Source organism: Bordetella genomosp. 11 (assembly GCF_002261215.1).
GTDB lineage: Bacteria > Pseudomonadota > Gammaproteobacteria > Burkholderiales > Burkholderiaceae_B > Bordetella_C.
Map to the genome: position 1 here is coordinate 3,306,843 of NZ_NEVS01000004.1, position 13,672 is coordinate 3,320,514.

12 protein-coding genes are annotated in these 13,672 nt (G+C 67.3%); 9 read left to right on the top strand and 3 right to left on the bottom strand.

Going from position 1 to position 13,672, the window contains the following annotated elements; translation table 11 throughout:
* Positions 1 to 21 precede the first annotated feature (21 nt).
* Positions 22 to 2,031 (bottom strand): propionate catabolism operon regulatory protein PrpR, encoded by a 2,010-nt coding sequence (gene prpR, locus CAL28_RS22510; protein WP_094843408.1) that lies wholly within the window; start codon positions 2,029 to 2,031, stop codon positions 22 to 24.
* A gap of 186 nt (positions 2,032 to 2,217) precedes the next feature.
* On the opposite strand from prpR, the gene CAL28_RS22515 reads away from it, so the two are divergent.
* From CAL28_RS22515 to CAL28_RS22540, 6 genes are all read left to right on the top strand, one after another.
* Positions 2,218 to 3,204, top strand: coding sequence for a Bug family tripartite tricarboxylate transporter substrate binding protein (locus tag CAL28_RS22515; RefSeq protein WP_094843409.1), 987 nt, complete (start codon positions 2,218 to 2,220; stop codon positions 3,202 to 3,204).
* Between the two features lie 23 nt (positions 3,205 to 3,227).
* The gene (locus tag CAL28_RS22520) at positions 3,228 to 4,514 is read left to right on the top strand and encodes a 3-isopropylmalate dehydratase large subunit (RefSeq protein WP_094843410.1); all 1,287 of its coding nucleotides are present in this window, start codon (positions 3,228 to 3,230) and stop codon (positions 4,512 to 4,514) included.
* The gene (locus CAL28_RS22525) at positions 4,507 to 5,025 is read left to right on the top strand and encodes a LeuD/DmdB family oxidoreductase small subunit (protein ID WP_094843411.1); all 519 of its coding nucleotides are present in this window, start codon (positions 4,507 to 4,509) and stop codon (positions 5,023 to 5,025) included. Before CAL28_RS22520 ends, CAL28_RS22525 begins: the two co-directional genes overlap by 8 nt.
* Positions 5,022 to 5,972 carry an isocitrate lyase/PEP mutase family protein gene (locus tag CAL28_RS22530; protein ID WP_094843412.1) on the top strand — a complete coding sequence of 317 codons (951 nt, stop codon included), beginning with the start codon at positions 5,022 to 5,024 and terminating at the stop codon, positions 5,970 to 5,972. Before CAL28_RS22525 ends, CAL28_RS22530 begins: the two co-directional genes overlap by 4 nt.
* Before the next feature lie 132 nt (positions 5,973 to 6,104).
* Positions 6,105 to 7,694 carry a hypothetical protein gene (locus CAL28_RS22535; RefSeq protein WP_141218230.1) on the top strand — a complete coding sequence of 530 codons (1,590 nt, stop codon included), beginning with the start codon at positions 6,105 to 6,107 and terminating at the stop codon, positions 7,692 to 7,694.
* Positions 7,695 to 8,047: 353 nt separating this feature from the next.
* Entirely contained in the window at positions 8,048 to 8,251 is a 204-nt protein-coding gene (locus CAL28_RS22540) for a cold-shock protein (protein ID WP_066639647.1), read from the top strand.
* 108 nt (positions 8,252 to 8,359) lie between these two features.
* On the opposite strand, the gene CAL28_RS22545 is transcribed toward CAL28_RS22540, so the two are convergent.
* Positions 8,360 to 9,310, bottom strand: a complete 951-nt coding sequence (locus tag CAL28_RS22545) for a tripartite tricarboxylate transporter substrate binding protein (RefSeq protein ID WP_254926318.1) — start codon at positions 9,308 to 9,310, stop codon at positions 8,360 to 8,362.
* A 336-nt stretch (positions 9,311 to 9,646) separates the two neighbouring features.
* Here CAL28_RS22545 and CAL28_RS22550 point away from each other — a divergent pair, with 336 nt between their 5' ends.
* Positions 9,647 to 10,933: an MFS transporter gene (locus tag CAL28_RS22550; RefSeq protein ID WP_094843415.1), complete on the top strand. Its 1,287-nt coding sequence runs from the start codon at positions 9,647 to 9,649 to the stop codon at positions 10,931 to 10,933.
* Between the two features lie 9 nt (positions 10,934 to 10,942).
* On the opposite strand, the gene CAL28_RS22555 is transcribed toward CAL28_RS22550, so the two are convergent.
* Entirely contained in the window at positions 10,943 to 11,509 is a 567-nt protein-coding gene (locus tag CAL28_RS22555; protein ID WP_094843416.1) for an HdeD family acid-resistance protein, read from the bottom strand.
* Between the two features lie 346 nt (positions 11,510 to 11,855).
* On the opposite strand from CAL28_RS22555, the gene CAL28_RS30080 reads away from it, so the two are divergent.
* The gene (locus CAL28_RS30080) at positions 11,856 to 12,293 is read left to right on the top strand and encodes a hypothetical protein (RefSeq protein ID WP_254926201.1); all 438 of its coding nucleotides are present in this window, start codon (positions 11,856 to 11,858) and stop codon (positions 12,291 to 12,293) included.
* 173 nt (positions 12,294 to 12,466) lie between these two features.
* Positions 12,467 to 13,654, top strand: coding sequence for a CaiB/BaiF CoA transferase family protein (locus tag CAL28_RS22565; protein WP_094843417.1), 1,188 nt, complete (start codon positions 12,467 to 12,469; stop codon positions 13,652 to 13,654).
* Positions 13,655 to 13,672: the final 18 nt, after the last annotated feature.

Genomic DNA, 13,672 nt, shown 5'->3' on the forward strand with positions numbered 1-13,672 from the left:
CGGGGTGGATGCCCGTCCGGCCTACGCGTCGCCGGCGGCGCGCAGCTTGCGCCACAAGGTGGTCCGGCTGATGCCCAGCGCGCGCGCGGCGGCGGTCTGATTGCCGCCGTGCGCGCGCAGCGTTTCGCGGATGTGGCGGATCCCGGCGGCCCGTTGCAGCGGGCCCAGGCGGCCGTCGCCGTCCGGCTCGGCAGGGTCTGCCGGCTCGCCGGCCACTGCCGGGCGGGACACGGCGGGGCCGGACGGATCCAGTACGCCACGCAGTGTCGTCAACGGCGGCACCGCGTCCGCCAGCAGGCACTCCAGCGCGATCCGCTCGATGACATTCTCCAGTTCGCGCACATTGCCCGGCCAATCGTGGTCCATCAGCATCGGCAGCGCGACGCTCAGCACGTCCGGCGCGAGTCCGCGCGCGCCGATGCGTTCCAGCGCGGCGGGCAGCAGGCCGGCGGCGAGCGCCGCGATATCCTCGGGGCGCTCGCGCAAGGGCGGCACGCGGACCTGCAGGATATGCAGCCGGTAGAACAGGTCGTGCCGGAACAGGCCCTGGCGCGCCATCGCCGCCAGATCGCGGTGCGTGGCCGCGATGATCCTGACATCGACCGGTATCGCGTCGATGCCGCCCACGCGCGTGATCTCTTTTTCCTGCAGCGCGCGCAACAGGCGCGTCTGCAAGGGCAGCGGCATTTCGCCTACCTCGTCCAGCAGTAGCGTGCCGCCGTCCGCGGCCTCGAACAGCCCCGCCTTGCCCTGCCTGCGCGCCCCGGTGAAGGCGCCCTCCTCGTAGCCGAACAGTTCGCTTTCCAGCAACTGCTCGGGGAAGGCGCCGCAATTGATCGCCACGAAGGGACGCGCATGGCGACGGCTGGCGCGGTGTATGCCTTGCGCCACGACCTCCTTGCCCGACCCGCTCTCGCCCTGGATCAGCACCGACGCATCGCTGCTGCGTGCCAGCACCTCGCAGCGGTGCACCAGTTCGCGCATCGGTGCCGATACCGCGACCAGGCCGTTCAAGGTGTAGCGGGCCGAGCGCGATCGCCGATGGCTGTGCGCACGCAGGCGTCCCACGGCGTGTTCCAGCGGCTGCGAGGGATGCAGCGTCAACACCGCCCCGGCCTGCCCGCCGGCTTCGTACAGGGGAACGGCGTCCACCACGACGGCCTGGCCGCGCACATCCTCGACCCGTCCCAGCTCGGGCGCGCCGCGCGCCAGCGCGGTACCGAGGCCGAGGCCCGGCGCGGCCTCGGCCAGCGGCCGCCCCATCGCCCGCGAGGCGGTCGCTCCGAGGATGCGCGCCGCGGCCGGGTTCATCGTCGTGATATGCCCCTGCATGTCGACGGCGACCACGCCGTCGTTCAGGTGGCGCAGCACCAGGTCGAGCCGGTCGCGCCGCGCGCGCTCTTCGTACTGCGCGCGGGCGATGGCCAAAGCCGTATCCATGGCGGCGCGCACGGAATCCAGCGAATACAGCAGCACGGCCGTCAGCCCGGCTTTTTCGGCGTAGTCGGTCACCATGCCGGCGCCCACCACCACTTCGATGCCTTGCCCGGCCAGTTCGCCGATACAGCGGGCGGCATCCCCCGGCGTGTCATACGCGCGCAACTCGACCTGCATGTCGAAGACCCGCATGAAGCGGCGCAGCGAGGCCGATACCTCGTGATGCAAGACCACGGCGACGCGCTGGGACAGCTCCCGCGCGCGCGCCAGCGCCGTCATGAGGTCATAGCCACCCACTTGCACCAGCACCACCGGCACGGGCAGGCGGGCGCGCAGGAAGGTCCCGTTGCTGCCGGAAGCCACCACCACATCGCAGCGCCCGCGGGCGATCGCGTGCGTCAGGGTGGCCAGCGCGGGTTCGAACGCTTCCCGCAGCAGCTCGACGCGGGCGCGCCCGGCGTACTCCGGCGCGATCTGCCGCAGGCTCTCGAACAGGCCGTAGCCGGTCACCGCATGGATGACGGGAAGCACGGTATCGGCCGGGACGGGGGCGGAAGCGGCGGGAGGCAAGGCGGTGTCGGACGAGGCGGGCATTGTTGCAATACGGCGATGCTTTCATGAAACATCGTATTTTCACTTATGAAACACTCGCGCGCTTCCGCACTTACCCGCAGGCCATTTCCCCGGGGAAAGCGCCCTCCGCTCGAATTGGCACCGGTTTTGCTTTGATGGTTTACCTCTGGCATCCAGACCAGGACGACACAAAACAGGAGACAACTCGTGAGGCTTTCCTCCCTTCGACGCGCGGCCGCCGCCCTCGCCGCCCTATGCGCCGCATCCCTGGCCACCGGCAACGCGCAGGCCGCCGACGATTTCCCCAGCCGGCCGATCCGCCTGCTCGTCGGCTTCGCGGCCGGCGGCAGTTCCGACACGGTCGCGCGCATCATGGCGCCGGTGCTGTCGAAAAACCTGAAGCAGAACATCATCATCGACAACCGCCCCGGGGCCGGCGGCAATATCGCCTCCGACGCGCTGGTCAAGGCCGCTCCCGACGGCTACACCATCATGCTGGGCACGATAGGCTCGCTGGCGGTCAACCAGCACCTGAGCAAGCTGGCATATGACCCGATCAAGGACATGGAGCCGATTTCGCTGGCGGTATCGTTTTCCAATGTCCTGGTGGTGAACGCCAACAGCAAGATCAAGACCTTCGCCGACTATGTGAAAGCCGCGCGCGCCCAGCATTCCGACATGTCCTTCGGCTCGTCCGGCATCGGCAGCAGCGGCCATCTGGCCGGCGAACTGCTGAAGTCCGTGGCCGGGCTGCAGAACCAGCACGTGGCCTATCGCGGCGGCGCGCCCGCCATGAACGACCTGTTGGGCGGCACGCTGGCCTCCATCTTCGCCAGCCCCACCGACGCGGTGCAATTCATCGCCGCCGGCAAGCTGCGGCCGATCGCCACCACCGGCCTGCATCGCCTGGATGTCCTGCCCGACGTCCCGACCATCGCCGAATCGGGCTATCCCGGCTTCGAGGCCAACAACTGGTACGCCTTCACCGCGCCGGCCCATACGCCCAAGGCCACTATCGACACCCTGAACCGGGCCATCGTGGCGACATTGAAGGATCCCGAGGTCGATGCCAAGCTGAAGAAGCTGGGCCTGGACCCCGCGCCGTCCACGCCGGCCGAGACCGACCGCTATATCCGCAGCGAAAGCAGGAAGTGGGGCGACCTGGTCAAAAAGATCAATATCAACGCCGTCTGAAACTCCTATCTGGCAGCCACATCATGCCTTTCACCATCGCAGAGAAAATCCTCGCCCGGCACGCCGGCGTCGACGCGGTCCAACCCGGCGATATCGTCATCGCCGACGTGGACTTCGCCATGGTCCACGATGCGCGCGCGCCCAATGCCATACGCATGGTGGACAAGATGGGCGCCGAGAAGCTGCCCTTCGCGCCGCGCACGGCCTGGGTGCTGGACCACTATTCGCCGCCCCCTAATCTGGCGGCCGCGCAAACCCACACCGCCATGCGCAACTTCGCCGATACGCACGGCAGCCCGCTGTACGACATCGGCGACGGCATCTGCCACCAGGTACTGCCCGAGGGCGGCCACCTGACCTGCGGCGACCTCGTCGTGGGAACGGATACGCACTCGGTCACCTACGGCGCGTTCAACGCCTTCGGCACCGGTGTCGAGGGCAGCGACGTCACGGCGGTGATGAAGACGGGCAAGGTGTGGCTGCGCGTGCCGGAATCCGCCCGCATCGAGCTTTCCGGCCGGCTGCAGCCGGGCGTCTGGGCCAAGGACATCACCCTGCACATGCTGGGCCGCTTCGGCGCCGAAGGCCTGAACTACCTGGCCATCGAGTACGTCGGCTCGGCCGTATCGGCCATGGAAATCGACGACCGCATGACCTTGGCCAACCACGCCGCCGAACTGGGCGCCAAGGCGGCGCTGCTGGAAGCCGACGACAAGACCCTGGCCTGGCTCGCCGCGCACGGCGCGCGTGCGCCGCGTCCGGTGTCGGCCGATGCCGATGCGCGCTATGCGCACCGCGTCTCCATCGACGCATCCGCGCTGGCGCCGCAGGTCGCGCGCCGCCATGAAGTGGACGATGTCGTGCCGATCACGCAGATCGACAGGCAGAAGATCAACTTCGCCCTGATCGGCACCTGCACCAACGGGCGCCTGGACGACATCCGCCAGGCCGCCGCCATTCTGAAGGGCCGCAAACTGGCGCGCGGGGTGCGCATGATCGTCACCCCGGCATCGCGCAAAATCTACCTGGACGCGGCGCGCGAAGGCCTGATCGAAATCCTGACCGCGGCCGGCGCGTCCTTCGAGGCCGCCGGCTGCGGCACCTGCGTCGGCATCACCAATCACCTGATCCCGGGCGACAACGAAGTGGCGATCTCCAGCGCCAACCGCAATTTCCGCGGCCGCCTGGGCAACCACGAATCGGAGATCTGGCTCGGTTCGGCCGCCACCGTGGCGGCTTCGGCGCTGACCGGCTACATCACGGACCCGCGCACGGTCGACGGCGGCGAATGGAGACCTTCCCATGCATGACACGAACCAGGACGTGATCGCCGGCCCGGTGTACAAACTGGGCGACGACGTCAATACCGACACGCAATGCTCGGGCAAATACCTGCCGGGCAAGGACGAAGCCTACATCGCCGCCCAGGCGTTCGACGGCGTATCCCCCGGCTTCGCCGGTCGCTTCCAGCCGGGCGGCATCATCGCGGCCGGCACGCACTTCGGCATCAATTCGTCCCGCGAACAGGCCGTGCACATTCTGCATCGCCTGGGTGTGGCGGCGATCATCGCGCCGTCCTTCGGCCGCCAGTTCTTCCGCAACGCGATCAACAACGGCCTGCTGCTGGTCGAATACGATACCGCCGGCCTGGCCGAAGGCGACCATGTATCCATCGACCTGGCCAACAGCGAACTGCTGGCGCCCGCCCGCGGCCTGAGGCAGGCGCTTCGCCCCATACCCCCGCAGATCCGCGCCATCCTTCGCGAAGGAGGCCTGATCCCTTTCCTGCACAAGTATCCCGATTGGAGCATCACGGAATGAGTGCACCGATAAGCACCGCGCCGTCGCCCGCGCAAGCCGGCTGGAACAAACCCGCCCGCCTGCGGCAGGCCTTGCGCGACCGCCTGGCGAGCGCCGGGCGCGGACAGCCGACGCTGATCGCCCCGGGCGTCTATGACGCCTACGGCGCCCGCATGGTGCAGCATGCCGGGTTCGAAGCCGTGTACATGACCGGCAATGGCGTCTCCGCCAGCCTGCTGGGCAAGCCGGACGTCGGCCTCGTCGATCTCACCATGATCACCGCCCACGCCCGCCGTGTTGCCGCCTGCATCGACCTGCCGCTGATCTGCGACGCCGATACGGGCTATGGCGGGGTCGCGGCCATCCGCCGCACCGTGGAGGAATTCGAAGCGGCCGGCGTCGCCGCCATCCACATCGAGGATCAGCAATCGCCCAAACGCTGCGCCCAGTTCCCGGGCGCGCGGACCGTCCTGCCCTTCGAGGACGCGGTAACGCGCATCGCCGCCGCGGTAGCGGCGCGCGACAGCACCGGCTTGCTGGTGATCGGCCGCACGGATTGCGCCGCCTCAATGGGCCTGGACGAGGCCATCCGCCGCGCCGAGGCCTACGCGCAGGCGGGCGCCGACGCGGTATTCGTCGAATTGAAGGCTCACGCGGGCGTGCTGGACGACATCCGGACGGTGACGGAGCGGATCCGCATCCCCTGCATGATCAACCTGGATTCGGGCGGCCCGCTGGCGGACCTGCGCTTCCCGGATCTTGCCGGCCTGGGCATCGCCCTGGCCATTTATCCGGGACTGCTGCGCAATGCGCTGGGTTATGCCATGCGCGAGGCGCTCGGCCACCTGCGCGAGGATGGCTGCACGATCGCCATGCGCGATCGCATGCTGACGGCGGCGCAATACAGCGAATACCTCGGCTTGAGCGAGGTCGAGGACTGGGAAAACCGCTTCCCCGCCCACCCTTAAATTCTGCCCGGTGCTGCCGTTAACGGAAGAGCTGGATGGCCCGCCGCGGGCCCCCGGCCCGATTCCTATTGCAAAACCGAGACTATGCAGAGTTTGCTCCCCCTGAGCACCGCGTCCGCCTTGCAGCCATCCATGGCCACCGGAACCGCGGACACCGATGTCGCCGCGGCCGCCGCCGGCCAGACCGCCCCGGCGCCCTCGGCCAGCGTCACCCTGACGGATGCCCGGTCGGCCCTGCTCAACCAGACCTATACCCCGGCCGGCGCATTGTCGCCGTCCGTGCCCGTCTGGGAGAAGAACACCAGCGACGCCATCAGCTCGCTGATGTCCTCCAATTACGACGCCACCGCGCTCTCGGACCGGTTTCACGGCCTGGGCGCCGCCGCGCTCCAGCGCCTGAGCTTCGACGGCGGCGACTACTCCCAGTCCGTCATGCTGCGATCGCCCGGCTCCGGCACGGACGATGCCGTTTCGAACCTGGACCGGATCCGCCAGACGCAGTTGCACACCGCCGCCGATAACCAGGTCACCCTGGACGTCAAGACCGCCGGCGGCGCGACGGTCCATCTGTCCCTGACCAGTCAGGCGGGCGGCCTGGGCGTGCAAATCGAAGTCACCGGCGGCACCCTATCGGACGCGGAGCGCACGGCGCTGGCCGGGCTGGCGGACGGCTTCCAGGCCGCCATCGACGGCCTGACGTCCGTTCCGCCCAAGCTCGCCCTGGATGGCCTGACACAATTCGACCCCCAGGTGCTCGCTTCCGTGGACCTGCAGGCCAGCTTCAAGCTGGCCAACGGCAGCGTCCAGTCCCTTTCCTTCCAGGCCGACAGCCAGCACCGCAGCGTCGCCTACACCGGCATGGCCGGAACGGTGAACGTCGACGTCGACCTCTCCAACCCCGCGCTGCTGGGCAGCACCGACCAGCAATCGCACGCGCTGGCAGCCTACCTGGCGCAATTCGACCAGGCACAAAGCCGCGGGCGCGGCGATGCCGGGCTAATGGAGATGTTCAAGGACGCCTTCAGTGCATTGAACACGCACTATGGCGTGGATCCCAGCCATCCCGCGGCCACTTCCGGCCCGGCGATCGCCCTGAGCGACACGGACCGCGCCATGTTGACCGGCCTGGCCGATTTCAGCGCATCGGTCCAGGCGGCGGACCAGCCCTCGCCCAATCCGCTGCACCCTGAGGAACGCGACGCCTTCTCCTACCAGGTCTCGCAGCAGACGACGGTGCGCGGCACGGGACCGCGCGATCTGGCGGTCGAGCAAACGCAGCAGTCGCACCTGAGCGCCAGCTATCACCAGGCGCTCTACCCCGACACCCCGCTGAACCTGACGACCGACAAGACCTCGCAGAACTACTACTACGACCAGATCGACGATACGGCCAGCAGCGTGGCCAGTATCGCGTACAAGGACGGCAGGCTCGTCAAGGCGTCCCTCGAGCAATCGACCAGCCAGTCCACCCGCATCAGGAAATACGTGGCTGGCGACCTGCAGGAGGACCTGAACACGCCGTCGTCGGTGTCCCGCGCCTGGGACCTGCTGGGCCTGATCCAGGACAGCAAGCCCCGGGACGACGGCTCCGCCACCAGGCAGGATCTCGACCGCTGGCGCAATACGCTGTCCGGCATCGCCAACCTTGCGGTGATGAAAGCGGATCCGACGCAACTGCGCGGCGCCCAACTGGCCGGCGCGAAAGAGGTACAGACCAACTGACGCCGCTTCCCATGCCGGCCCGGATCATGCCGCGACCGGTGCCGGATGTTCGCGACCCGGCGCCGGCCATGGCGATCGTCGAAGGCGTCGCAACGGCAGCGGTCCAGGACCGCTCCGTCCCTTGATGGGATCGTGGGAAAGCCACGGCAATCGCCGCCTCGATGATCCGCCTGATATTGGCGCCAATAAATAGTGCTTGACTTCCCTATGAGGCAACCCTCATAGTGCCGGCAGATCCTCAAGTGTTGCGATTCCGTTCGGGTGTGCGTTCCACGTAGTACGCCATCATTGTCCATGTCCTACCTTGATCATCTCTTTCTCGGACGTGCGTCCGTATTTCATCAAGGAACATCATGGAAACTGGCATTGTTAAGTGGTTCAACTCGGAAAAAGGCTTCGGTTTCATCATGCCCGATTCCGGCGGCAAGGACCTCTTCGCGCATTTCTCCGAAATCCAGGGCAGCGGCCACCGCTCCCTGCAGGAAAACCAGCGCGTAAGCTACATCGCCGGCCAGGGCGCCAAGGGCCCCCAAGCCACCAAGATCACGCCGCTGTAAGCGTCAGGCATGACAGGCTGTGGCGACACAGCCCGTAAAGCCCGCGAACAAGCCCTCTCCGGAGGGCTTGTTGCTTTTCGGCGCCGCATCGGCGCCGCGTGGGTCACCTCAATTCGTGACGATATTGTTGGCCTTCACCACCTCGGTCCAGCGCTGGACCTCGGCGTCGATGAAATCGGCGAACTGCTTGGGCGAACTGCCGACCGGCACCAGGCCCAGCTTGCCCAGCTGCGTCTTCACATCGTCGCGGGCCAGCACGGCACTGACGGCGCCCTGCAGCTTTTCCACCACATCGGCCGGGGTGTGCGCCGGCACCAGGAAACCGTTCCACTCTTCCACGGCGAAGTTGTTGATGCCCGATTCGGCGACCGTCGGAACGTTGGGCAGCTCGGACATGCGCTGCGGCGACGTCACGGCCAGGGCCTTCAACTGGCCGCCCGTGATGTAGCCCAGGCTGGACGCCGCGTTGGCGAAGTAGGTGTCCACCTGGCCGCTGATCACGTCCACCAGCGCGGGCGCGCCCCCTTTATAGGGAATATGGACGATGTCGATACCCGTATCCTTCTTCAGCAGCTCGCCGGCCATCTGGGCCAGGCTGCCGGGGCCATAGGAGGCGAACGTGTATTTGCCGGGCTGCGCCTTGGCGGCGGCGATGAAGTCGCCCAGCGAATTGAAGGGCGAGTTCTTCGCCACCACCATCACGTTGGGCACGCGCACGGCCTGCGAAACGGGGATGAAATCCTTCTTCCAGTCATAAGGCAGCTTGCGCAGCGCCGGGTTGATCGCGAAGGCCGAGGCGTCGTACAGCACCGTATAGCCGTCCGGAGCCGACCGCGCCACCAATGACGCGCCGATCGAACCGCTGGCGCCGCTCTTGTTGTCGATGACGATGCTCTGGCCCAACTGCTCGCCCAGCGCCTTGGCCAGGATGCGGGCCGCATTGTCGGCGCCGCCGCCGGCCGCGTAAGGCACGACCAGGGTAATCGTCTGGCTGGGATAGCCCGCCGCGTAGACCGGCGCACCGGCCAACACCGCGCAGAAGGCCAGCCCGGCCTTCATGAAATTGCGTCGAATCGACATATCTACCTCTACTCCTGTTCAACAACGAAACGTTGGATTGTCGTTATAGCGGATCGCGCCACGCACGGGCGGCACATTCACCGACGCCATCGGCGACGACGATGCTCCGCGACGCTCCAACTCGGCTTTACCTTGAGTTGAACGGCAGGGTCGGACCTCTTCTTAAGGCGGATCCGCTCGATGGTTACCGATTATGGCTACAATCCGCAACGGCGCGCTTCTCGCAAGGGCGTCTACCGACCATGGCCGATCGCAGTTGCCCCCGCGCTCGGCCTCCCTTCCGCCGGTGAACCGGCGCGCTGACCAACGCCCACCATGTCCCCCACCCCCGTCACTTCGGCTGCTCCGCTTTCCGCGGGCAGGGAGCGCACCCTCCTCTGGCTGCTGGCCCTGACCCAGTTCACCATCGTGGTGGACTTCATGGTGATGATGCCGCTGGGCCCGCAGATCATGCAGGCCTTCTCGATCGGCCCGGCCGCCTTCGCGGCGGCTGTCTCGGCCTATTCCTGGTGCGCGGGTATCTCCGGCCTGCTGGCCGCGACCTATATCGACCGCTTCGATCGCCGCAAGATGCTGCTGGCCGTCTATGCCCTGTTCGCGTTGTCGAATCTGGTCTGCGCAATGGCCACGAACTACCATGCCCTGCTGCTGTCCAGGGCCTTCGCCGGCCTGACCGGCGGGGTGCTGGGCTCCCTGGTGCTGGCCATCATCGGCGACGTCATACCGCCGCAGCGCCGCGGCACCGCGATGGGCGTGGTGATGACATCGTTCTCGCTGGCGGCGGTGGCCGGCGTGCCGCTGGGCGTGGTGCTGGGCGCGCATTTCGGCTGGAGCTCGCCGTTCTTCGAGCTGGTCCTGCTGTCCGCCGCGATATGGGCGGGCGCCTGGAAGGTGGTGCCGTCGCTGCGCGCGCATATCCGCGTGCCCGCGGTACCGCTGTCGCGCACCATTCCGGAATTGTGGTCCCTGATGCGCGAACCCGCGCATCTGCGCGGCTATGGATTGACCGCCCTCGTGATGGGCGCGCACATGTTGATCGTGCCCTTCATCTCGCCCACCTTCGTCGGCAACCTCGGCGTGCAGCCCGAGGACATCTCGTTGATCTACATGGCCGGCGGCTTCGCCACGTTCTTCAGTTCGCGCACGGTCGGACGGCTGGCCGATCGCTTCGGCACCCGCCGGATCTTCCGCGCGGCAGCCGTGGCCTCGCTGCTGCCGGCGCTGTTCATCACGCACCTGCCCCAGCTGCCCCTGTGGGCCCTGATCGTGTTCTTCCCGTTCTTCCTGGTAACGGCCAATGCCCGCATGATCCCCGTGCAGGCATTGCTGACCACCGTGCCGGAACCGCACCGGCGCGGCGCGTTCATGAGCGTGAACTCGGCCGTGCAGCAGATCGCGACCGGCACCGGCGCATGGATCGGCGGCCTGATGCTGACGACCTCGCCCAGCGGCCGCATCTCCGGCTACGGGATCAACGGCTGGGTCTGCTGCGCCTGCATCGTGTTCGCCATGTGGTGGGTCGGCAAGGTGCGATCCAATGCCGTCGACGCACAAACCCCGGCTACCCGTGCCGCGGCCGCGGATAGTCTCATCGAGGCATAGCCCGCGGCGTCACGCCGGTGCGTGGCCGTACGGCGAGCCGCCCCTGCGCGCGTGTATGCCCATCGCCAGCAACAGGATGCCCGAGGCGATGGCATAGATACTGATCATCCATACCAATGCCAGTGCGCCGGCGCCGGGATACACCAGTACGCCCGCGCCGAAGATGATCGACACGATGCCCGCGAGCACCATCAGCCAGGTATGGCGCACGGTATCGCGATAACGGATGGCGACCGCGATATCCAGGATGCCGGTGATCAGCGCATTGATGCCCATGATCAGCACCAACGCCAGCGCCGTAATGGCAGGCCACACGACGGCGATAATGCCGCAGGCAATGGCCACAACGCCAAGAATTGCGATCATCCACAGTTCTCCCAGCCCTTTGCCTGCCGTCCGGGCACGCCACGCGCCCGCCACGGCGGCCGCACCGCTCAACACCGCATACGCGGCGAACATCGCCACCAGCACCAGCAGCGTCAGTGTCGGCCACATCAGCGCCAGTACGCCGAAAACGATAGCAATCAGGCCTCTTGCGACGAGTACCCACCACGCCTTGCTCATGACACCGTTCATGGTTCTCTCCCGATATCCAGGAATCGCCTCCGGCCGATGCAAGCCCGTCGTGGCCGGCCCTATCGACGCTTGATCCATGCGGGCAACCGCAGCCCGGCCATGGCCCCAACGCGCAGCGTGCGTACTCGGCCGGAATGCCGGCCGGCAACGCGCCACGTCCATTCTGCGCATGGGTCCGCCGGTCGGGCTTGACCGAGATCAAAAGACCCCGCGCGCGGGCTGTATATGCTCGACCCGCAAGACACCATCCGATCGCGCCGTCCGCACGCAGGCGGGATCGGCGACCCGCGATACGAACGATGATACGCCCCGGATCGACTGGGGCGTCGTCCTCCTGGAGCCCATCATGGATACCAAACGTGTAGTCGTATTGTCCTTGCTTGCCACCGCGAGCCTTTTCAGCGCCGGCTCGAGCGTGGCCGCGGATACGGATGAGCCCACGCCACCCGCCGCCGGCTGGCGGCATCCGATGATGGGCGCGGCGCCCCCGATGGGCCGGCCCTTCGCGGGCCCAGGCATGCCGGGCTGTCCATTGGGCGCTGGGGGGCCGATGGGCCCCATGGGCGCGGGAATGATGGGGCCGGGAATGATGGGGCCGGGAATGATGGGGCCGGGAATGATGGGACCCATGATGGGAATGGCCGCGCTGCCGCCGGGCAATGAAAAGATCGCCATGCAAATGCACGGCGAAATGATGAAGGCGATGGGAGACATCCTGATGAAATACGCGGACAAGATACAAATACCCGCGCCCCCGGCGGCGCCCGCGTCGCCCGCAAGATAGCGTCGATGGGATCCAGGCCGCGCCGGCGAACCGGCCCGGCCGGCGGGCGCGCGTGCCCCCACGCGGACCGCTTAGGCAGTTTTGAACATTCCCTTAGAAGATTTGAACTGGACGCTGCCGGCGCCCCTTCCTAGACTTGCCGCACCATAAAAAACGGCTGGCTGGGAGGAGACGTGCTGAGCAAGGTGCTGGACAATGTCCGCGTGTTGGACCTATCGAGGATCCTGGCCGGCCCGTGGTGCACCCAGAATCTGGCCGACCTGGGCGCCGAGGTCATCAAGGTCGAGCGTCCCGGGCAAGGCGACGATACCCGCAAATGGGGACCGCCCTTTCTGGAATCGACCGACGGGGCAGATACCTTCTCCGCCTACTTCACCTGCTGCAACCGCAACAAGCAGTCCATTTGCCTGGATTTCGCCGACGCCGCGGACCGCGCCACGCTGCTGGCCCTGCTGCGCGGCACCGATGTGCTGGTGGAAAACTACAAGGCCGGCACGCTGGCCCGCTACGGCCTGGACTACCCCAGCCTGAAGGCGGTCAAGCCCGACCTGATCTATCTCTCCATCACCGGCTATGGCCAGGATGGCCCGAAGTCGGCGCGGCCCGGCTACGACTACATATTCCAGGGCATGGGCGGCCTGATGGGCTACACCGGCCGGGCCGACGGCGAGCCCGGCGCCGGGCCACTGCGCGCCGGGATGCCCGTGGTCGATGTCGCCACCGGCATGTATGCCACCTCGGCGGTCCTCGCGGCGCTGCTGCGCCGGGGTCGCACCGGCGAGGGTGGCCACCTGGACATCGCGCTGCTGGACGTGGCGGTGGCCATCAATGCCAACCAAGGCGCCAACTACCTGGTATCGGGCCGCAATCCGGAACGCACCGGCAATGCCCATCCGAACCTGGCGCCCTATGAGGTTTTCCGAGCCAGCGACGGGCACTTCATCCTGGCCGTCGGCAACGACGAGCAGTTCGGACGGCTGTGCGAGCTGTGCGGACGACCGGAACTGGCCGCGGATCCCCGCTTCGCGCGCAATACGGACCGCGTGCAGAACCTGCCGGCGTTGCGCGCCATCCTGGCCGACATCCTGGTGCTGCGCGAACGCAAGCATTGGACCGACGGACTGGAAGCCGCCGGCATCGCCTGGGGTCCGGTAAACAGCATGGAAGAGGTCTTCGCCGACGAACAGGTGCGCCATCGGGGCATGCTGCGGCACGCGCAGCATCCACGCTTCGGTCCGGTGCCGCTGGTGCGCAACCCCATGCTGGCCGGCGAGATCGATGCGCCGCTACGGCCACCGCCGCTGATGGGCGAGCACACCGCCGAAGTCCTGAGCCGGCTGGCGGCCCGCGACGATTCCTGAATTCCCACCCTTCCCGCC